Raw genomic sequence first — 20,546 nt, forward strand, 5'->3', positions numbered from 1 at the left:
GGCTAAAGTTGGTCCGAAACCATGGAATTGTTCAGCGACCAGATTGAGGCACTTGAGTCTGATCTCTTCAGGAAGCCTGGAATTGCTGGTTTGGCCACGACCGGCATGGGCTAATGCAGTGGGACCTTGAGCTTTGTATTTTTGCAGTAAGCGTCTGATCTGACGTTCTGAAATATGCAGTAGCTGAGCAGCTTGGGATTGAGTTATGCGTTGATCACAGATTTCCTGCAAGATCGACAATCGTTTAAGTTCTTTATCCGACATAGACACCAACATATCAAACCGTCCGCTAAGGAAATTGCAAAAGTGCATATTCTAAAAGCGGACATTTTTACTTTGGAGAAACCGGACATTTCTATTTTGGGCTTACACTTGGGTTACATATAAGACGTTTTATGTTAAATAAAGACATTTATTATTTCTTCAAAAATTAAAAAACCGCCTAATAGGCGGTTTTTTAATCAAATATTGCTAATTGGCAATATTTAAAGCGGTAAAATTTGGTGGTTGATATATGATTTGCATATGGGAAAAAATCATCATTCCCGAAATTAAAAACATTAATATTGTTATTACAGAACTATATAATCGCATTCATTACTTATCAAACTTGCTAGACCAGCATATTACATTATATTGTTATATTTACAATATATATTTGATTTTATTTTATTTTTTATAAAAATATGGGTTTTTTATTAGAAAAATAAATATATATATTAAAAAACTTGATTATTTATATTTTTAGTGTATAGTTAACTTAACTAGAAAAAAGTCTTGTTTCGGTAGATCTTCTTTAAGTATCGCAGTTTTAGTCATAATCCTTCGTTTTTTCAGATTTTAAGTCGCTTCTTTATTATTTTCAAAGTTATACTCAGTCAATAAAATGACTCAAAATTATTAAAAATTAGTAGGATATATTATGTCAAACTCAAATGTTGTTAAAGGTACTGTAAAGTGGTTCAACGAAACTAAAGGTTTTGGTTTCATTCAACAAGAATCAGGTCCAGACGTTTTTGCTCATTTTAGCGAAATCGCAAGTTCAGGTTTCAAAACTTTAATGGAAGGCCAAATGGTTGAATTCAGCGTAGCCCAAGGTCAAAAAGGACCGAATGCTGTAAATATTGTTGCTATCTAAACAGTAGCAAGCAGTAATAAAAAGCACTCATGAGTGCTTTTTTTATAATTTAAAATTAAATTTTAAAGTTATTTCCAAAATTGGAAAATTTTCAGAAAAACAGGATTCAAGTTGTTAAAAATAAATTATTTAATTGCAAAAGCTAAAAATGGTACCGAAATTATTGTTTCATTAACTCCTCTAAATAAAATGCAAAGTACACGTCAGGGGTTAAAAACAATCGAAGTGGGTAAAAGAGTTCTTCTTTCATCGGGGATAGAGGTTGATTTAAATTTAGATGGCCGTACATTTTATACTTCTTTAAATCAGTTGTTTAAACTAGATCATAGAGTTGTTTAGATAAAAGAACTAAAAATCATATATTTATTTAAATGGTTTCTACTATAATTTTATGGAAGGTATATACATGCTTAAACAGAGTATTAATGTTAAAGATCAGTTTGGGGTTAAACACACTATTCAAGCGACTGTGGATCATCAGTTTGCCAGTACTCGCTCTCATTCGAATATAAAACATATCACTGTTGATGGGGAAAATATTAGACCTGGTTTTGAAATGTTTTTTCAGAGTACTGTAAGTGGGAAAATTTTCAAAATTGCATAGATAGTACGAAGTTTAAGCTAGTATATTTTTCAAGTGTACTTTAAAAGTTAAGGCTAGCTTAGCCTCATTAAAAGGACTAATTTTGTATTATGCAAAATTAGTCCTTTTGATTTAAACCGGGATATTAAATCGTATACATAACCATTTCAAAAATAATTGTTTATGATTAAAATTTGGTGCAGCTACAGCATCTACTACTAGCCAGGATTTATTGAAATTTAATGTAAAATTTAATGGTTGATGCGCTTTAAATTCACCGATTTTATGGTCATGGAGTTCAAAGAAAAACCCCTTCAACCTTTCAAATTGAGTACTATTCTGAAAATTTGGAGATTCTTTTAAAAAGTTATAAATTTGTTCTATAGTTAATAAAGAGACTGTGTGGAACATTGTAACCTTTCATATGTTTTGTATGGTTTGATTATGACATATATAGACGTATTTAGTTTTTTTCTTTTGTGCCGTTCGGATTCTTAAAGAATGACAACTTTGTTTGAGAAATTTCCAATAAGTTGCTTCATATTTAAGAAAGAAATCATTAATTACGCAAAATAATTCGATACTATCGAATATCAGGACTAGAGCTTTAGGTTTGGTGTGCTCACTCAACTGATGGCTCTAGTCCTCCTGTTTTTCAAGTTAATTTCTTATCCGCGATTCGGGTTACTTAAAATAATTAAATTTTAGTCGCAGTGGAAGCTACCTGCGAGATGACTAACTTAGAGCTTATCACTGGATTATTTTCAGCAGTAGGGCCACCATTTGTAGGGCGATGATGTGCTTGTTTAAAGGCATCAGACTGACGCCATACCTCAAACTGTTCTTGTGACTGCCAATACATATTGACACTCATTTCATCATGATCCTCTTGTTCTGAGACTAAAACTTCAACTTTTTCAAAACCATCAAAGCTTTGAAGTGGGCCTTCTTTGGTAAACATTGGGGCCATTTTTTTGCCCATGCCTTTTTTTACGCAAATGCGATTAGTCACAACAATCATGAATTACTCCTCATTAGTAAATAATAGAGAGTTTAAAATATTTTTAAAATATACACCGTTGTTGACAAGTATAAATATTTAAATGCTAATGCAATCGATAAGTATTATTATTTAAATATTAAATGATATGCTTTCAAAATTGATTAAGATCACAAGAGTGGATTTATAAAGTCTGCATAAAATCTCTGATGAGCTGTGCATTTGGCATAGGTATTCAGGGTAGCGTGTAGAAATCCCTGCAAAGAGAATGCTCGAGATCAGGATATTGCCGATGATTTCAGCATCCGAAAATTGCGGGGCAGTGTTTCAGCAACTAGCTTGTGATGGATCATATGGGCATACTTGAAGCATTATAGCCATTCCTGATTAAATTCCGTAGCCTTCCGTTCAATACTAAGAAAATTGTCCATTCGCCATCTATTGAAGTGGCAGGAATAGTTGCTGCAGTTCAGGGCACTGAGTGCCACTTCCTGCCTTTAAATAGAGAAAAGTCGAATAAAGTGTATCACCTGATTGGCATCGATGCCATATGTTGCCACTGACTAAGCGTTCATTGACAACGGCACACACCTTTGGCTAAATTTTTGCAAACATGTGGAAGTGATCATGGAGCGAGACATACTCGGTTAGTGATTCTTTAGACTGGAAAGGCCGCTAGTGCTGTTTGCGAGTCGTATCCTGTCGTTCGACGACAATTCGGGCCTCATCTTGGCGCGACTGATGGCGGAACGCAAAGCAGCCGGCAAGCTCAGGAGCGGGCTTGACATGATCATCTCCGCTGTTGCCGATATATGTGTACTAGTTAGAGGAAATCTCAATGCGCCGAGCTTCACTCAAACGATTAGCTGCATGTATGTTGACATGCTGTGCTGCATTCGGAAGCGTTATTCCTACCGCAAATGCTTGTTCTCGCTTCGTTTATCTAGGTCAAGACAGTAATATTTTTACAGCCCGATCGATGGACTGGGATCAACCAATCTCAACCGATCTCTATATTTTTCCTCGGGGGTATGGAGCGGAATGGCGAATTGGGGCCGAATTCCATTCGCTGGACATCGAAATATGGATCAGTAGTGGCGGCTACCTACGATAATTCGACCAGTGACGGGGCAAACGAAGCGGGTCTGGTTGCGAATGTACTTTGGCTGGATGAGGCAAAGTATCCTGCCTTTAATGTTAAGGGTGCGCCTGGATTGACGATTGCAGCTTGGGCGCAGTATGCCCTTGACAACTTTGCAACTGTCGCTGAAGCGGTGGCCGCTTTTGAGAAGCAGCCGTTTACGATCGTGACCAATGCGATGCCTGGCACCCAATTCAAAGCGACTGTTCACCTGTCATTGTCTGACTCAAGCGGCGATAGCGCCATCATCGAGTATATCAACGGCAAGCAAGTTATCCACCATGGTCGCCAGTATCAGGTAATGACCAATTCTCCTACATACGACGAGCAACTTGCTCTGGCATCTTACTGATCAGAAGTCGGTGGAACGGCAATGTTGCCTGGGACAAGCCGGGCCGCCGACCGTTTCGCTCGCGCCTCTTACTACGTGAAGGCAATTCCACCGAATGCCAAGCCGGAACAGCTTCGCTCCAGTGTCTTTGGCATCATCCGTAATATTTCTGTACCGTTCGGCCTCTCAACTCCGGGCAAATCGGAAATTGCGACCACCCGTTGGCGCACAGTGTTCGATCATAAGCAGCGCCTCTATTTCTTTGATTCCGCAATGTCACCGAATATCTTCTGGACCGATCTCAACCAGATTGACTTCTCGAAGGAAACTGGAAAGGTGATGAAGCTTGAGCTTGGAGTCGACCAGGAAAACATATTCTCAGGAAACGCAACCAAGCACTACCGTGTGGCCAAACCATTTAAATTTGCCCCAGCGAAGGGATTACAGAAATAATATAAGGTGCCTTTATAGTGTCCGTGGATGGAGTTAACCACAGAACTCAGATGCACCTCCGCCAGCAGCGCATAGCCAATACAATGCGCTGCTGGCCTGCCACCACTCTCCTAGGCAAATATCTTCTTTTCTTTTGCCTGAAATAGAACCTTATGAGTGGGCAACAAGATACCCCATAATTTAAAGATGAAGCTGTAAAATTGATCAGTGAACATGGATATTCTGTCACTGGTGCCGCAGAACGTTTAGGTGTATCCCAGCACAGCATTTATAAATGGTTAAAGGCCGTACAGCCTTTACGTAATAAACCTGATGCACATAAACTGCTTGAAGCAAAGATAGAGAGCTTACGCCTTACTTAAAAGTCAGCTCAAACAAACTGAAGGGGAACGAGGCATCTTAAAGTAAAAGCACAGCTTTTACGCCGCTTTGCCAGCCTTCCTGAGTAAATTATCAGTTGACCCTTTAATACAGCCATCAATTTAAGATTAAAACGATGTATCGGGTTATTTCAAGTAGCTATTTTTAGATAATTTACTGAAGGCTCATTATCTTTAACAAAAAAAATCTCTTTGGCTTTTAGCCTTATTGTATTGTTTTATCCTACTGAACCTAAATTAGGCGGGGCAGAATCCAGGAGGAATACGAATGGAATTTTTACAGTGCAATGTACTAGCCCCCGTTGTCGATATTGAGGCGGGTAAGGTACAGGGTTACTGCACCGATGAGGGCATTAGCGTTTATAAAGGAATTCCCTATGTGGCTAACCCTTTTACCCCTGAACGACGATTTCAGAACCTCCAGCCCATGCAGCCCTGGCAAGGGATAAAAGCGACCGTATCTGACTGGCCCGTGCCACAGCCGGGAAGAAGTCCTACGCAACGAATGGTGGGCCGAGCTGGCGATTTAACTCTCAATATATGGCGGCCTGGCAATACTGAAGGAAAGCTACCCGTCATGGTCTGGATCCCTGGAGGAGCCTGGATCAGGGAAGATGCCGCGGAGTCTGTATATGACGGAAGCGTGTTTGCCAGAAAAGGGGTCATGGTCGTCACAGTAAACTATAGGGTGGGTGTGGATAGGTTTATGCATTTTGCTCAACGTCCTGACAACCGTGGTATCGCAGACCAGATCGCAGCACTTAAATGGGTTCAGCATAATATCGCGAACTTCGGAGGTGACCCAGACAGGGTGACGCTCTTTGGACAATCTGCGGGTGCAGGCAGTGTTGCCATCATTTTAGGCAATCCAGAAACCAAAGGACTTTACCAGCAGGCGATTATTCAGAGCCCTCCGATGCAGTGGCTTAGCCCAGCCGATGCAACCCGAATCACCCGGCAATTTGCCGATAATCTTGGGATTCCTGCCGAACCCGAAGCCGTGGCCAATGTACCTTTTGATGATCTGGTTCAGAATGTCCTGAAAGTTGGGGAGCAGATCAAAGATGCTACCCAATGGGGAAGGCTTTCTCTTGGAGGCACGGCATTTTTGCCGGTTGCGGATTCTAAAATTATCGTTAGAAGCCCAATGGAAGATCTGGTGATGAATGACAGCAACCGAGTCCCTGTTATTGTGGGGAGTACCGACAGTGAGTACAGGTTATATTTGATGCCCGGTAGCGAATTACAGAAAATCACGGATAAGGATTTGAGGGCAGTCATTAATGAGCTGAGTCTACCCACAGGGGCATTTCAGGCTTATATAAAAAACAGTATCAGCGCGGAGAACCCGGGGGACGTTTATGCCCAGATCATGTCGGACTACACGTTCAGGATGCCAGCACTGTATATAGCGCAAATTATGAGTCGTAATCAAAACACGTGGTTTTATCACTTTTCCTGGCGATCTCCAGCTTACAATGGCCTTCTGGGTGCTGCTCATTTTGTAGACGTGCCGTTTACGTTCGGAACGCTTCACACAAAAGAAGCGGAGAATTTCGTCGGTATTAATCCACCGCAGTCTTTGTCTGACAGTATGAATGATGCCTGGGTCGGATTTGCTAAATATGGCAACCCGGGGTGGCCCAAATATTCAGACAAAGATAAAAAGACAATGTTTTTTGACACAAAAAGCTACCTGGGAACCTTGGGTGATCAACAAATCACGACCCTATGGGAAAATTTCAGGTTCTGATGATTACTCGTTGATACATAAGCTTAAGCTACCCTAATGATATTGCACCACGATTATTATATGGTGAAAAATATCAGAAATGAATTGGGCTAGGTTATGTTTATCTTCCATGAATTAATATAATTATTGATCATTAGATATTATGTTAAGTGAATTCATGAAAATAATGACTACATTTTTAAAATTAAGTATGGGTATGGTTTTTATCTACCCATATTTTTACTAAGATTGCGTAATTTACATTTAAAGTTAAGCCTTTATTATTTTAAAGGCCTACAAAACTTGATCTGATTTAAGTCTTTTATAATCTTAAGATATTTTTATAATTTAATTTGTAGAAGGATAATAGATTCATCCTTGATGATCAATAAATATTGTTTTTGCTAGTGTATAGCTAAGATCTGGATTCTATAATCTTCCTATCAAATTGTTTATTTTTAAAATAAAGATAAAAAGTACAGGGCTTAGCAATACCCATAAAGCCACAAAGCTAATACTGGAGCTAAACTGGGTACGTAATAAAAACATCGAGATGAGTAAAAAACTACTAGCAGCGAATTTAGTATGGGTAGGGAAGTTCGTTAAAAAAGAATATCGAGATTTTTGGGTTTTTACTATCTGCTTTTCACTCACCGCATGAAAGAAAAAACAGCTTAGCCATAAAAGCCCCATAATTGCGATCCATATCATGTGGAAGACTCCTGCTGTGCAGATTTTAGTTTGGCCTGAATTTTATGCATCGCCTTTTGCTGAATGGGCGTAATTTTCTGGTGTAAAAATAGGGCGAGAAGTGCCAAGGTCCACAACATCAGATCAATACGCAGAAACGGCCAATAAGTCGCAAAAGAATCAATATATTGCTGGGAGACTAAATAATGAATATCAATAAGCGGAAGTATAAAGGCAGAACAAATCAGAAGTTTAAGCTGCATTCTCCATATATGCTGCTGTGGGGTTACACATGCCAGGATAAAGCTGCCGAACCAGATACTGAAAAAGCTATAAATCTCATAATTTGGTGCACCTGCGGGGCTACTGATAAAACGATTCGCATAGAGATAACCCAGCATGGCAAGTGGCAAGCCAATGATTATGGTGATATTCAAGCGGTTCACTAAATAGTGTCCGATATGAAACTGCGCTGATTTTTTCTGCATCTGGCGTTTCAGACTCCACAGCAGCAGTCCGGATGCAATCATTGCGCAGCCTAATATGCCAGAGAAAAACAATCCTAAACGTAAAGCAGGTTCAGCAAAACGTGCCATATGTAAACCATACATGCTGGCATTTAGTGTGGCAATTGCACTTTCATTTCGGGTATTTTCAAGCAATTTTCCGGTAGTAGCATTTAAACTAAGCTTTGCCTGATTTCGGGTAATGGAATGATCTTTGAGTTGCATCAAAGTTATTTGTGCCAGCTGGGTATTGGGCTGCTTGACCGTGATATTGTCAAATTCTGCCTGTCCCCAATGTTGCTGCGCCGTGGTGATGAAATGTTGAATTGGTAGCATCTCGGTTTTCACCGGAACTGCAGAGTTGGCCAACACATTGACTGTGCGAATTTCTTCAAAATACTGAAAGGGATTGTCCGGATACAGTTTTTTCATGCCGGAAGGTAGCACTATATAAAAGAAAATCGCCAGCCCGGTAAATGTCATGGTCAAAAAGAACGGCAGGGCAATCACTGAACTGACATTATGAAAATCCAGATAGGAGCGTTGCCCTTTAAAGGCTCTTAAGGTAAAAAAGTCTGTCAGGATTTTTTTGTGGGTAATAATTCCTGAAATCAGAGTCAGTAACATGATAAAGGCAGCAATCGTCACAATGAGGCGACCAATCGTGTAGGGCATACCATAGAGCTGAAAATGAAAATTATAGAAAAAATCTCCCCCTTGTGTGGCTGAGAGTTTTAACTCTTTGCCTGTTGAGGCATCCAGGGTTTTAACTTCATAGCCGCCATCTGCTTTTTGCCAGTAGACTTTATTCACAGGTGAGTCTTGATTGGCGACTCCGATATACCAGTTTTGGGCGTCCGGTGCATGCTGCTGTAAATAGCTGTAAGCAGATTTTAAGGCAGTTTCCTGATTGACTTGTATCGAGGCAAATTCAGGCTGCATCCATATACTGATCTCATGTCGGTAATAGGTGACGGTGCCTGTTAAAAAAATGGCGAAGAGTAACCAGCCAAAGCTTAAACCTAACCATGAATGTAACCATGCCATGGATTGACGGACAGATTTATGCATGGTTTAACCTATGAAGCGGGAGAAGAGAAATAAAATAAGTAAAGGAATCAGGCTATAGATAGAAAGCTTTTTTAAGCTTTGGATACAGAAGATTCCAATCACAAAACAGACATAAAAAATCAGGGCAGTAAAGGCGGCCAAATAGACAGACTCAGCTTTAGGCAAATAAGCTTGTAAAAAGTAAGCCAAATCGAGTGCGATTAAATAACTGCACAAGTAGCCAATACCAAAGGTCATGCCTAAGCGATAGAGAATGGCAAGTGGCTGCACTACAGACATCATATTTGGCCTTGAATAAATCTATACTGATGAAAATCTAAAAAATTTAATGAACAAAACTTAAAGTCGTTACCAGATACTGTTTTTTATAGGCCTGCTGATTCAACTTTCCTGCCTTGTCTGCTTCTTTGCCGACTTCAATGACATATTGACCTTTCAATGGCGTAGCAATGGTAATTTGGCCTTGGCTGTTGGTAGTGTACTTCTTTAGCCAGAATTGCGGGGAAAAGACCGTGACTTCAACATCTGCAGCAGCTTTACCCTGATACAGTACCGTAAATGTATTGCTGTTGATTTGGGTCGGGACAATATCCAGTTCTGACTCTGCTTTCAAGTTTTGTCTGCCGGATTTGGCATGATAGCTCAGCAATGATTCTCCATAGATCAATTCATGACTGAGCTGGACATCTGTCTGGCCTTGGGTTGCATAGAGCAAATGATCCTGTTGCATTTGAGGACTAAAGGTCTTTCTAGACTGAACGGCCTTTGCCTGATTGAAAGACTTCAGGGTACCTTGCTGTGTTTCTTTAAGCTGTTCACTATATTCACCAAAGAAAGCATGAGTCTGCATATCTGTACCACGTTCCAGCCAAAGCATATGCGCCTGAGTTGAAAGTGTCATAGCCAGTCCAATGGTCAAAGCGATCATTTTTTTCATTTGTTTTACCTGTTTTTGTGTATCTATCAATGATTTAGCCCTCAACATGTCGTCAAGGCTCAGTGTAGAAATTAATATTTAAATTTCACAGCAACGCTGTAATTCGCTGGTGCACCATAAAAACCTTGCTGATTCGGGAAATTGAACAGATATTTTTCATTGGTCAGGTTATTACCATTGGCTTGCAAGGTCATATGTTCATTCAGCTCATAGCTGGCCATTAAGTTCACGAGTGCATAGGCATTCTGCTCAATGATTCCAGCTTTCTGGGTAATCACTCCATTGGCGGTTGCTTCAGGCACCTCCAGATAGGTCCGGTCCTGCCATTGCACCCCAAGGCCCAGTTTCAGTTTTGGAATTTGCGGCACCTGATAGGTGGTCAAAAGATTAAAAGATTGGGTGGGATTGAAAGTACGCGCATCGCCGCCATTGATTAGATCTTTCAGGTTAAATTGGGTATAACCAAAGCTTAAGTTTAAATGGTCGCTCAGTTGTCCCGCCAAGCCGAACTCATAGCCTTGGGAACGCAGGTCACTGACCTGAGTCTTGCGTAAAGTCGGAATACCATCAGAATCACGAAGTGGATAATTACTTTGCTCTGTTCTGAACACAGCCATGGTGGCGGTAAGTTTGTCATCTAGCCAAGAACTTTTCACTCCGACTTCATAGCTTTCACCTTCGATCGGTTTGTTAATGCTGCCATCCATTGCTTTGGTGGTTTGCGGACGGAAAATGGAGGTATAACTCAGATAACCTGTATATTCAGGATTAAAGTTATAGGTTAGACCGGCATAGGGTAAAACTTTATCTTCATCATAAATGGTGTCGGTCCCATAACTGCTACCACTGCTCTCAGCCTGAACATAATTGGCACCTAAAAGAAGTTTAAGATCATCATTCAGATGTAGTCGGGTTGCAGCATAAAGACTTTGGTTCTTCTGCCGTATATGCATTTCACCACTGGTTTTCGACATATCCCAGGTTGGTTCTTCTGGTGTAAAGCTGGCTAAATCTGTGGTCAGCGGATGGGCAAAGCTGCCAGCATAACCCAATTCACCTAGACTATTCTTAGCCCAGACATAGCCCAATGAAGCTTCATGGCGTTGACCCCAAAGCGGATAGGTGCCGCTAAAACTCAGGCTGGCTTGTTGTTCTTTATTGTCATCAATATACATGCCGGGATATAGGGTGATGCCTGACGTGCCATTTGCACCAGGTTTTCCGGACAGAAACAAGAGTTTTGAATCGCGTTGTGTGCGTTTTTCATCATAAGTCAGTTTGGCTGTCCAGTCGCCTGCCAGTTTTTGTTCAAGCTCGGCAAAGTAACTTTTAATATTGCTGTTCCAATACGTCCAGTCTGGACTGTAATTATAACTTCGTGAATAACTGAGCTGCTCACCTTCGGTATTGATCAGCGGATTAGAACCCCAATTGACACCATTCGGCTTATGATTGGTTTCGGTATAGCCAGCAGTCAATAGGGTTGTGTCTGTTACATCTGCTTCCAGAACAGCCCCTATGCCGTTCTTTTCCAGTTCATAACGATCCAGATAACTGTCGCCAGTCTGTTGATAACCAAATATACGACCTCTGACTGTTCCATCCTGGGTGAGAGGAGAAGATACATCTGTTTCATAGCGCTGAGTATTCCATGAGCCATAACTGGCATTAAAGGCTGCTTGAAGATTGAATGTCGGGCGTTTGCGAATCATGTTAATGGTTGCACCGGGATCACCAATTCCATTATTTAAGGCATTCGCGCCTTTGACCACCTCTACACGGTCAAACAAAAAACTGTCTGGATTGTCATTATTATAATTATAGCCTTCGAGTGGAATGCCAACGCCATCGACCAAGACATTTGAAATCTCGAAACCTCGGGCAAGGTAGGAGGTCCGTTCCGTTTCCTGATTGCTGACGATAATGCCAGGGGTATTGCGCAGTACATCCCGTGTATTATCCAAGGCAAAGTCATCCAGCTGCTGGCGGGTGACAACATTGACTGTTTGCGGCGTTTCCTTGAGTGGAATATTCAGTTTTGAGGCGGTTGACGAATTTTGGATGATATAGGCTTTGCTCTGTTCAGAGGTAAGCTCACTCTGTTCTGATTCAGCTGTAACGGTAATCGTCGGTAATTGCTGAGTATCATCGGCAAAACTTTGCTGTGTAATTAAAATCGAAAAACTGAGTAAAGATAGCTGAAATGATGAAGGGACGGTATAAGACATTTTAGTTAATGTAAATGATAATAATTATCAGTAATGTTATTGTTTAATGATTTTTAAAGCAATCTGAACATAACAGGAAATCCAAATTAAAAATGAGTTAATGATAGGGAAGTTGACAAATAAAACTTTGATGTCGGGTGTAGGGTAATAAAATATCACTATTAAAAAGGATGTTATCACCTTAATTTTTTGCTCCTGAACCCATTTTTCAGTCACTGGCCAATTACATTTCAGACCCTGAATCTGGATGTGAACAGAATTTTAAGGCGTTTAAATATATTTATGCTTTAAATGAATTTTCTACATATCTTGAAGTTTTTAAAACCACTTTCATTTCTAATTCAGGTAAAGGCATGCAGTTTTTAGATTTAATTTAGAAGGATGGTAATGATTTTTCAGTTTAATAGGTATGAGACAAAGAACAAAGAGAGAAGTTCTGATTGACATTTTTTCGATATAAAAAAAGCAGCTCTTCAAGGCCGCTTTTTTTACAAAGTTTAAACTTTATTCAGCTTCGATAATTTCGTAGTCATGGGTGATTTCTACACCGCCATCAGACAGCATTTTGCTGGCAGAGCAATACTTTTCAGCAGAAAGTTCTACCGCTTTTGCCACCTGTTTGTCTTTAATCGCCTTGCCGGTAACCACAAAATGCAGGTGAATTTTCGTGAAAACTGCCGGAATTGTATCTGCACGTTCAGCCTTTAATTCGCAGCGTACATCGGTAATAGCCTGACGAGCCTTCTTTAAAATGCTAACAATATCAAAAGATGCACAACCGCCCAGACCCGTTAAAAGCAGTTCCATAGGACGGGGACCACGGTTTTCACCACCGTATTCAGCTGAACCATCCATGATAAGGCTATGACCACTTTGAGTTTTTGCTTCAAAAGCAACATTCTCTAACCAATGAACGCTTGTTTGCATTGCAACTACCTAAAAAAAGCTATAAATTTGTCAAGTAACTGTACACTAACATAAATTGGGTTGATACGGAATTTCAATCCCACTGTGTGACAAGTTCACATTAGGTCTTGTGCGATCTATAAATTATCCATAATCGGAACTGTTAGCATGACTTCAAACTTTTCACAATTAAGCACTGATGCGCTTTCTCCGGGGCAATTACCAGAATCCGTGAAAGCACTTTTAAAACGTGCATATATTAATCGGTATCCAAAACGTACTACGATCATTGATGCAGGATCAGAATCTAAATCTTTGTATTTAATTCTGAAGGGGTCTGTATCTATCATTCTTCGTGAAGATGATGATCGTGAAATTGTCGTAGCATATTTAAATGCGGGTGACTTTTTTGGGGAAATGGGCTTATTCGAGGTAAATCCACAACGCACTGCGGAAGTTCGTACCCGTGATGTGTGTGAAATTGCTGAAATTACCTATGAAAACTTTCACGAAATCAGCAAGCAATATCCTGATCTGAGCTATGCGGTATTTGCTCAGCTGGTACGTCGCTTGAAAAATACTACTCGTAAAGTGACTGATCTGGCATTTATTGACGTTTCAGGCCGAATTGCACGTTGCCTGATTGACCTTTCTTCACAGCCGGAAGCAATGATCTTGCCAAATGGCCGTCAGATTCGTATTACCCGTCAGGAAATTGGCCGTATTGTTGGCTGTTCCCGTGAAATGGTGGGTCGCGTACTAAAAACGCTAGAAGAACAGGGTATGATCGAGACGGATGGTAAAGCTATCCTGATCTTTGATGTTTCTCTAGAAGAGACGTCCGAAGCAGTAGCCGATGGTGCCATAGACGAATAATCCAGATGTTAAAAAGCAAATCTCAGGATTTGCTTTTTTATTAGAGTTCCTTTACCCAATACATAAAAATTTAGAACAAGCTTCTCAGAAAAGATGATTTAAGTCCCCCTTATAATTCCGATAGGCTATAGCCGACTTAATCTCAATTCACTGAATAAAATTCACAGGAAGGTTTTATGCAATTCAGACCATTGGCGGATACTGGCATTCTTTTGCCAGAAATTTGTTTGGGCACCATGACCTTTGGTGAGCAGAACACGCAAGAACAGGCTTTTCAGCAACTGGATTATGCGCTGGATCAGGGACTGTATTTCTGGGATACCGCGGAAATGTATCCGGTGCCGCCAAAACCTGAAACGCAGGGCGCAACCGAGCGTATTATTGGTCACTGGATCGCTGCCCGCGGTGGCCGTGACAAACTTTTTTTAGCTTCAAAAATTGCCGGACCATCGCAAGGTGGTAGCCATATCCGGGATGGTAAAACCCGTTTCGTTGCCGATGAAATTTCAGCAGCCATTGACCAGTCATTGTCACGTCTGCAAACGGATTATATTGACCTGTATCAGTTACACTGGCCACAACGCCCAACCAATTTCTTTGGCAAGCTGGGTTATGGCAATGCTGAAGCGGTAGAAGACTGTGCCGTGACCGATCTTGAAGAAACCCTAACCGCCTTGCAGGATGAAATTAAAAAAGGCCGCATCCGTTATATTGGTCTGTCCAATGAAACCCCGTGGGGTACAATGAAGTTTCTGCACCTTGCAGAAAAATTAGGGTTGTCCAAATTCGTCAGTGTACAAAACCCATATAACCTGCTGAACCGTACTTATGAAATTGGCATGTCAGAAATTGCCCGATATGAAAACGTAGGTTTATTGGCGTATTCGCCTTTGGCATTTGGTTATTTGACTGGTAAATTCCGGCATGGTGCGCGTCCTGCAAATGCGCGGGTAACATTGTTCTCGCGCTTTAGTCGCTATAGCAATCCGGAAAGTGAATGGGCGACCGAGCAATATGCCGAGCTGGCAGAACAGCATGGCTTAAGTCTTACCCAACTGGCTTTGGCCTTTATCAAGCAGCAGTTCTTTGTGACCAGTACCATTATTGGCGCCACTAATCTGGAGCAGTTGAAAGAAAATATTCAGGCATTTGAAGTTGATCTGTCAGAAGAAGTCCTCAAAGGTATTGAAGATATTCACCGTCAGCAGCCGAACCCTGCACCGTAAATAAAATACCCTCCTTGTGAGGGTATTTTTTAACTTAAGCTTGAACTAGAATTTAAATAAAATAATTTAAATTATTACGCTTGAAATTAACTAGAACTATACCAATATTATTACTGATATATGTCCAATAATATAATTTAAGTTTTTGAAAAATATATATAAAAGAATTGAATTTTTTCTCGCATGCCCCCATATATTTTTCAAATAGAATATTTGTGCTGAGGAATAACAAGAATGCGTTTTGAAAAATTTACCAATCGCCTGCAGCAGACCCTTTCAGATGCCCAATCGTTGGCAATGAGCCGGGATCATGCTTCTATTGATGGAATTCATATCTTGGCGACCTTGATGGATGAAACTTCCAATGTCAGCTTGTTGCAACAGGCCGGAGCAAACCTGCGGGAATTGCAAACCAAACTGGAAACAGCGCTAAGTAATGCAGCCACACTGAGTAATCCATCTGCAGATATTAATCTCAGCCCTGAAGCGGCAAAAGTTTTACATCTGGCAGACAGTTATGCCCAAAAAGCCGGAGATGAATTCCTTTCAACAGACTGGGTGCTACTGGCACTTGCAGAAACAGGAAATACCAAAAATTTATTAAGCAGTGCTGGAGTAAAGGCAGAGACTTTACGTCAGATTATCAATCAATTTCGAGGTGATGAAAAAGTCATGAGCAATAATCATGAAGATCAGCGTGATTCACTAAATAAGTACACCATCGATTTAACTGAACGTGCTTTGGCAGGCAAGCTTGACCCTGTGATTGGACGTGATGATGAAATCCGTCGTACCATTCAGGTCTTGTCACGCCGTACTAAAAATAACCCGGTACTGATTGGTGAGCCGGGCGTGGGTAAAACAGCAATTGTCGAAGGTCTGGCACAGCGTATTATCAATGGTGAAGTACCTGAAGGACTCAAAGGCAAGCGTGTTTTGTCATTAGACCTCGGCTCTTTGCTGGCCGGTGCCAAATACCGCGGCGAGTTTGAGGAACGCTTAAAAGCTGTACTCAAAGATATTGCCAAACACGAAGGTGAAATCATCCTGTTTATCGATGAATTGCATACATTGGTAGGCGCAGGTAAAAGTGATGGTGCGATGGATGCCGGCAACATGCTGAAACCTGCATTGGCACGTGGCGAATTGCGCTGTGTGGGTGCGACAACCCTGGATGAATACCGTCAATATATTGAAAAAGATGCTGCACTTGAGCGTCGTTTCCAAAAAGTGCTGGTAGATGAACCGAGTGTCGAAGACACGATTGCGATTCTACGTGGCCTGAAAGACCGTTATGCAACGCATCATGGTGTACAAATTCTGGATTCTGCGATTATTGCAGCGGCAAAAATGTCACACCGTTATATTACCGATCGCCAGTTGCCCGATAAAGCCATTGACCTGATTGATGAAGCTGCATCCCGTATCAAAATGGAGCTAGATTCCAAACCTGAAGCGCTAGATAAACTGGAGCGCCGTCTGATCCAGCTGAAAATGCAGCTTGAAGCAGTGAAAAAAGATGAGGATAGCGGTGCCAAAGGCGAGATTAAGCATCTGACCCAACAGATTGAAACGGTCGAGAAAGAATACCAAGATCTGGAAGAAATCTGGCGTGCAGATAAAGCCTTGGTGGCTGGCAACAAGGATATCCAAGTTAAACTGGATCAGGCACGTATAGCCCTAGATAAAGCACAGCGCGAAGGTGATCTGGCAGAGGCAGCACGCTATCAGTATGGCGTGATTCCTGAATTGCAAAAGCAGCTAGAGCGCATTGAAGCAGCGGAGGAAAGCGAGTCACCAAAACTGTTGCGTGACAAGGTGACCGAGAATGAAATTGCGGAAGTCGTCAGTGCGGCTACCGGTATTCCTGTCGCGAAAATGCTGCAGGGTGAGCGTGACAAACTGCTGCATATGGAAGAATTCCTGCATAAACGTGTGGTGGGTCAAGATGAAGCCGTGGTGGCCGTATCCAATGCCGTGCGCCGTTCACGTGCTGGCCTGTCTGATCCTAACCGGCCAAGTGGTTCGTTCCTGTTCCTTGGACCGACTGGTGTAGGTAAAACAGAACTAACCAAAGCCTTGGCAAACTTCCTGTTTGACAGTGACGATGCAATGATCCGGATCGACATGTCCGAGTTTATGGAAAAACACTCGGTAAGCCGTCTGGTTGGTGCACCTCCGGGTTATGTAGGCTATGAAGAAGGCGGGGTACTGACAGAAGCTGTGCGCCGTAAACCGTACAGCGTGCTCTTGTTCGATGAAGTCGAAAAAGCACATCCGGATGTATTTAACATCTTGCTGCAAGTGCTGGATGATGGTCGTTTAACTGATTCCCAAGGCCGTGTAGTAGATTTTAAAAATACCGTGATTGTCATGACTTCGAATCTGGGTTCACAAGACGTTCGCGAGTTAGGTGAAGGCGCAACACGCGATGAAGTTCGGACAGTGGTGATGAATGCGGTATCTGAACATTTCCGTCCAGAATTTATTAACCGTATTGATGAAATTGTCGTATTCCACGCACTGGAAAAAGACCAGATTCGCGGTATTGCCGATATTCAGCTGGACCGTTTACGTCAACGCCTAGCCGAACGGGATATGCGCCTGTCGGTAGATGATACTGCCTTTGAGCAATTGATTGAGGTCGGGTTTGATCCGCTGTATGGTGCACGTCCGCTAAAACGCGCGATTCAGCAACGTATTGAAAATGGACTGGCTCAGAAAATTCTTGCGGGAGAATTCCAGCCGGGCGATACGATTCTGGTAAGAGCGGAACATGGTGAGCTGGTTTTTGAAAAAATGAAACTCAGCTAAGTTTCAATCCAGTTTATTATATGTTCCATGAAAAAACCCAGTTCAATTGAACTGGGTTTTTTACTTGTGACTGGATATTAGTCGCAAGTCTATAAGGAATTAAACTTGCGGATGACGGATTTTCCAGGCACGGTGAATCTTTTGATTCCGCTTAAAGTCAGGACCAATGGTTTCCTGGGTAATTTCTTCAACATCAAAGAACGCCAGAATTTCTTCATCCATCTCAAAACCACGATAGTTATTTGAGAAATACAGGGTACCATCGCTGGTTAAACGGTTCATGGCACGTTTCAGCAGGGATAAATGGTCACGCTGGACATCAAAGGTACCGTAGAATTTCTTCGAGTTCGAAAACGTTGGCGGATCAATAAAGATCAGGTCATATTGCTCATGGCCTTCTTTCAGCCATTCGAAACAGTCAGAGGCAAAGAACTGGTGCTGTTCATCCGCATGATCCACGGTTAAACCGTTCAGGACAAAGTTTTCTTTTGACCAGTTTAAATAAGTATTCGACAGATCGACGCTGGTGGTGCTCGCAGCACCGCCCAAAGCAGCATGTAAACTTGCCGTTGAGGTATAGCTGTACAGGTTCAGGAAGTGTTTGCCTTTTGCTTCACGTGCAATACGTAAACGCATTTGACGGTGATCCAGGAATAGACCGGTATCCAGATAATCGGTCAGGTTGACCAGAATCTTGGCCTTGCCTTCCTGTACGATAAAACGCTTGGATGCTGTACTTTGTTTGGTGTACTGGTTTTTGCCTTCCTGACGCGCACGGGTCTTGATAAAGATCGCATCACGGCCCAAACCGGTCACGGCGCGAATTGCCTGTAAGGCCAGGTTGAAACGTTTCTTGGCTTTTTCCGGATCAATGGTTTTAGGTGGCGCGTATTCTTGTACATGCAAACGCTCGCCATACAAATCTACTGCGACGTTAAAATCAGGTAAATCTGCATCATAGAGACGTAAACAATGGATCTGTTCCTTAACTGCCCATTTTTTTAGAGCTTGTATGTTTTTGGTCAGACGGTTGGCAAACTCCATCGCACCTTCAATCGGCTCAAACTGCTGAGGCTGCCAGTTTTCTAGGAATGGACGTACCACCGCGGCCGGTTTAACCGTACCGAAACGGATATAAATCGGCAATTTACCATTCATCAAACGCAGGATTTGCGGATCATTGAATGCCAGCACGTCGGCCTGTTCCACTTGTGAGGCAATCACAGCCGCTTTTTGATTCGGGAAATTCTTTTGCAGTAAAGCTGATAAACCAAGGTATAAAGAACGGTTTTGGGCTTTATCACCGAGACGTTCACCATAAGGCGGGTTGGTCACGAAGAATACTTTCTTGCCTTCTGCATGAAAATCAGGCCAGTCATTTAAAGTCCGTTCTTCAATCATGATATTGTCGAGTGCGGATTCAAAACCCGCCGCGATAATATTTTGTCTGGTGGCTTTAACCGCTTCCCAGTCCGCATCGAAGGCATAGAATTGTGGTAATGGATTTTCCATTGCCGCTTGATGGCGCTCAGCTGCTTCTGCCTTGATGCTCATCCAGAGTTCATGGTCATGACCATTCCAGCCATTAAAACCGAAACGACGGACCAGACCAGGCGCACGGTCGGTCAGGATCATCAGTGATTCAATAATGAACGTTCCTGAACCACACATTGGATCAACCACGATATCCGGATTTAACGCTTTTAAACCACCTTTTTGCAGAATCGCAGCGGCCAGGTTTTCCTTGATCGGGGCGTCAGTCATGAACCGGCGGTAACCGCGTTTATGCAAAGAGTCGCCAGACAGGTCCAGGCAGTAAGTATGTTCTTTCTTGCCTGCCAGAATATACATGGTGATTTCAGGCTGTTTGGTATCAATGCTTGGACGTTTGCCTACCGCTTCCATAAAGGAATCCACGACACCATCTTTGGCACGTAAAGTTGCAAACTGGGTATTGACCTTGATATCACGCTCGACATGCAAACGAATCGCAAAGGTACTTTGTGGTGCAAAAATCAGCGACCAGTCAAAGCTGAGAGCTCCTTCATAGAGTTCTTCTGCAACATCACGCGCATCATGAGAAAATTCAATTTCATGCGTGTGGATCGGCATCAAGACACGTGAAGCCAGACGTGACCACATGCAGATACGATAAGCATTTTCCAGGGTGCCTTTAAAGGTTAGACGGCCCGGGAAACGCTCAATATTCTGAACACCTAAGCCTTGAATTTCTTCTTCTAATAAGGTTTCCAGCCCATCGGCACAGGTGACCCAATAATTGCTTAAACGTGGAGAGGTATTCATATAATAGAGAGACCAAAAAAGATAAATAAAAACTGCGCTAAGTTTACCGTATTTTTATATTGAAAGCTTTTTAAATTCTCTTAAAGGCCTGAGCTGCTTTAGAGAAAAAGCGTATTTGTATTATAAATTGAGAAACTGGTACGTATTTTGCTCTATCTACTGCAAATCAGGCAGTCAATCGATGGGGAGCGATGGCTGCCTGATTTTTCAATTTTATAATGAGGGTGAAG

Annotated in this window: 16 protein-coding genes and 3 pseudogenes; 9 read left to right on the forward strand and 10 right to left on the reverse strand. The window is 41.9% G+C overall.

The window, feature by feature from the left end:
* On the reverse strand, positions 1 to 264 hold a 264-nt coding region (locus tag VXQ92_RS11685), incomplete at its 3' end, for a helix-turn-helix domain-containing protein (protein WP_416681803.1).
* Between the two features lie 658 nt (positions 265 to 922).
* On the opposite strand from VXQ92_RS11685, the gene VXQ92_RS11690 reads away from it, so the two are divergent.
* The 3 genes from VXQ92_RS11690 (at position 923) to VXQ92_RS11700 (ending at position 1,742) form a co-directional block, all read left to right on the forward strand.
* Positions 923 to 1,138: a cold-shock protein gene (locus VXQ92_RS11690; protein ID WP_005237341.1), complete on the forward strand. Its 216-nt coding sequence runs from the start codon at positions 923 to 925 to the stop codon at positions 1,136 to 1,138.
* Positions 1,139 to 1,249: 111 nt separating this feature from the next.
* Positions 1,250 to 1,477 (forward strand): hypothetical protein, encoded by a 228-nt coding sequence (locus tag VXQ92_RS11695; protein WP_416681804.1) that lies wholly within the window; start codon positions 1,250 to 1,252, stop codon positions 1,475 to 1,477.
* A 67-nt stretch (positions 1,478 to 1,544) separates the two neighbouring features.
* Positions 1,545 to 1,742, forward strand: coding sequence for a hypothetical protein (locus VXQ92_RS11700; protein WP_416681806.1), 198 nt, complete (start codon positions 1,545 to 1,547; stop codon positions 1,740 to 1,742).
* A 429-nt stretch (positions 1,743 to 2,171) separates the two neighbouring features.
* Here the strand turns inward: VXQ92_RS11700 and VXQ92_RS11705 are convergent.
* Positions 2,172 to 2,315: pseudogene (locus VXQ92_RS11705) on the reverse strand (IS982 family transposase); the annotation flags it as partial.
* Positions 2,316 to 2,418: 103 nt separating this feature from the next.
* Positions 2,419 to 2,742, reverse strand: a complete 324-nt coding sequence (locus VXQ92_RS11710; protein ID WP_416681807.1) for a heme oxygenase — start codon at positions 2,740 to 2,742, stop codon at positions 2,419 to 2,421.
* Between the two features lie 853 nt (positions 2,743 to 3,595).
* Between VXQ92_RS11710 and VXQ92_RS11715 the strand changes: the two are divergent.
* From VXQ92_RS11715 to VXQ92_RS11725, 3 genes and pseudogenes are all read left to right on the forward strand, one after another.
* Positions 3,596 to 4,646 (forward strand): annotated as a pseudogene (locus VXQ92_RS11715) (linear amide C-N hydrolase).
* Between the two features lie 200 nt (positions 4,647 to 4,846).
* Positions 4,847 to 5,112: pseudogene (locus VXQ92_RS11720) on the forward strand (transposase); the annotation flags it as partial.
* 182 nt (positions 5,113 to 5,294) lie between these two features.
* Entirely contained in the window at positions 5,295 to 6,779 is a 1,485-nt protein-coding gene (locus VXQ92_RS11725; protein ID WP_416681808.1) for a carboxylesterase/lipase family protein, read from the forward strand.
* Between the two features lie 408 nt (positions 6,780 to 7,187).
* Here the strand turns inward: VXQ92_RS11725 and VXQ92_RS11730 are convergent, their stop codons facing one another.
* The 6 genes from VXQ92_RS11730 to VXQ92_RS11755 all read right to left on the reverse strand — a co-directional run bounded on the left by VXQ92_RS11730 (position 7,188) and on the right by VXQ92_RS11755 (position 13,117).
* The gene (locus VXQ92_RS11730) at positions 7,188 to 7,469 is read right to left on the reverse strand and encodes a hypothetical protein (protein ID WP_416681810.1); all 282 of its coding nucleotides are present in this window, start codon (positions 7,467 to 7,469) and stop codon (positions 7,188 to 7,190) included.
* The gene (locus VXQ92_RS11735) at positions 7,466 to 9,025 is read right to left on the reverse strand and encodes a PepSY-associated TM helix domain-containing protein (RefSeq protein WP_416681811.1); all 1,560 of its coding nucleotides are present in this window, start codon (positions 9,023 to 9,025) and stop codon (positions 7,466 to 7,468) included. Before VXQ92_RS11735 ends, VXQ92_RS11730 begins: the two co-directional genes overlap by 4 nt.
* Before the next feature lie 3 nt (positions 9,026 to 9,028).
* The gene (locus VXQ92_RS11740) at positions 9,029 to 9,307 is read right to left on the reverse strand and encodes a hypothetical protein (protein ID WP_064101756.1); all 279 of its coding nucleotides are present in this window, start codon (positions 9,305 to 9,307) and stop codon (positions 9,029 to 9,031) included.
* Positions 9,308 to 9,350: 43 nt separating this feature from the next.
* Positions 9,351 to 9,962 carry a hypothetical protein gene (locus VXQ92_RS11745; protein WP_416681813.1) on the reverse strand — a complete coding sequence of 204 codons (612 nt, stop codon included), beginning with the start codon at positions 9,960 to 9,962 and terminating at the stop codon, positions 9,351 to 9,353.
* A gap of 71 nt (positions 9,963 to 10,033) precedes the next feature.
* Positions 10,034 to 12,190 carry a TonB-dependent siderophore receptor gene (locus VXQ92_RS11750; protein WP_416681815.1) on the reverse strand — a complete coding sequence of 719 codons (2,157 nt, stop codon included), beginning with the start codon at positions 12,188 to 12,190 and terminating at the stop codon, positions 10,034 to 10,036.
* A gap of 504 nt (positions 12,191 to 12,694) precedes the next feature.
* A complete protein-coding gene (locus tag VXQ92_RS11755) occupies positions 12,695 to 13,117 on the reverse strand; it encodes an OsmC family protein (RefSeq protein WP_416681816.1) in 423 nt (140 codons plus the stop codon).
* Between the two features lie 147 nt (positions 13,118 to 13,264).
* Here VXQ92_RS11755 and crp point away from each other — a divergent pair, with 147 nt between their 5' ends.
* The 3 genes from crp (at position 13,265) to clpB (ending at position 18,012) form a co-directional block, all read left to right on the forward strand.
* Positions 13,265 to 13,972, forward strand: coding sequence for a cAMP-activated global transcriptional regulator CRP (gene crp / locus VXQ92_RS11760; RefSeq protein ID WP_064095825.1), 708 nt, complete (start codon positions 13,265 to 13,267; stop codon positions 13,970 to 13,972).
* A 176-nt stretch (positions 13,973 to 14,148) separates the two neighbouring features.
* Positions 14,149 to 15,198: an NADP(H)-dependent aldo-keto reductase gene (locus tag VXQ92_RS11765; RefSeq protein WP_416681818.1), complete on the forward strand. Its 1,050-nt coding sequence runs from the start codon at positions 14,149 to 14,151 to the stop codon at positions 15,196 to 15,198.
* Between the two features lie 234 nt (positions 15,199 to 15,432).
* Complete coding sequence (clpB, locus tag VXQ92_RS11770) at positions 15,433 to 18,012, forward strand: ATP-dependent chaperone ClpB (RefSeq protein ID WP_064095827.1); 2,580 nt, start codon at positions 15,433 to 15,435, stop codon at positions 18,010 to 18,012.
* Between the two features lie 99 nt (positions 18,013 to 18,111).
* Here clpB and rlmKL read toward each other — a convergent pair whose 3' ends face one another.
* Entirely contained in the window at positions 18,112 to 20,316 is a 2,205-nt protein-coding gene (gene rlmKL / locus VXQ92_RS11775; protein ID WP_416681819.1) for a bifunctional 23S rRNA (guanine(2069)-N(7))-methyltransferase RlmK/23S rRNA (guanine(2445)-N(2))-methyltransferase RlmL, read from the reverse strand.
* Positions 20,317 to 20,546: the final 230 nt, after the last annotated feature.

Source organism: Acinetobacter sp. 228, from assembly GCF_048147885.1.

Coding starts and splice junctions, on each gene's coding strand:
- VXQ92_RS11690 (WP_005237341.1), top strand. CDS start 923: ATGTCAAACTCAAATGTTGTTAAAGGTACTGTAAAGTGGTTCAACGAA.
- VXQ92_RS11700 (WP_416681806.1), top strand. CDS start 1,545: ATGCTTAAACAGAGTATTAATGTTAAAGATCAGTTTGGGGTTAAACAC.
- VXQ92_RS11710 (WP_416681807.1), bottom strand. CDS start 2,742: ATGATTGTTGTGACTAATCGCATTTGCGTAAAAAAAGGCATGGGCAAA.
- VXQ92_RS11725 (WP_416681808.1), top strand. CDS start 5,295: ATGGAATTTTTACAGTGCAATGTACTAGCCCCCGTTGTCGATATTGAG.
- VXQ92_RS11730 (WP_416681810.1), bottom strand. CDS start 7,469: ATGATATGGATCGCAATTATGGGGCTTTTATGGCTAAGCTGTTTTTTC.
- VXQ92_RS11735 (WP_416681811.1), bottom strand. CDS start 9,025: ATGCATAAATCTGTCCGTCAATCCATGGCATGGTTACATTCATGGTTA.
- VXQ92_RS11740 (WP_064101756.1), bottom strand. CDS start 9,307: ATGATGTCTGTAGTGCAGCCACTTGCCATTCTCTATCGCTTAGGCATG.
- VXQ92_RS11745 (WP_416681813.1), bottom strand. CDS start 9,962: ATGAAAAAAATGATCGCTTTGACCATTGGACTGGCTATGACACTTTCA.
- VXQ92_RS11750 (WP_416681815.1), bottom strand. CDS start 12,190: ATGTCTTATACCGTCCCTTCATCATTTCAGCTATCTTTACTCAGTTTT.
- VXQ92_RS11755 (WP_416681816.1), bottom strand. CDS start 13,117: ATGCAAACAAGCGTTCATTGGTTAGAGAATGTTGCTTTTGAAGCAAAA.
- crp (WP_064095825.1), top strand. CDS start 13,265: ATGACTTCAAACTTTTCACAATTAAGCACTGATGCGCTTTCTCCGGGG.
- VXQ92_RS11765 (WP_416681818.1), top strand. CDS start 14,149: ATGCAATTCAGACCATTGGCGGATACTGGCATTCTTTTGCCAGAAATT.
- clpB (WP_064095827.1), top strand. CDS start 15,433: ATGCGTTTTGAAAAATTTACCAATCGCCTGCAGCAGACCCTTTCAGAT.
- rlmKL (WP_416681819.1), bottom strand. CDS start 20,316: ATGAATACCTCTCCACGTTTAAGCAATTATTGGGTCACCTGTGCCGAT.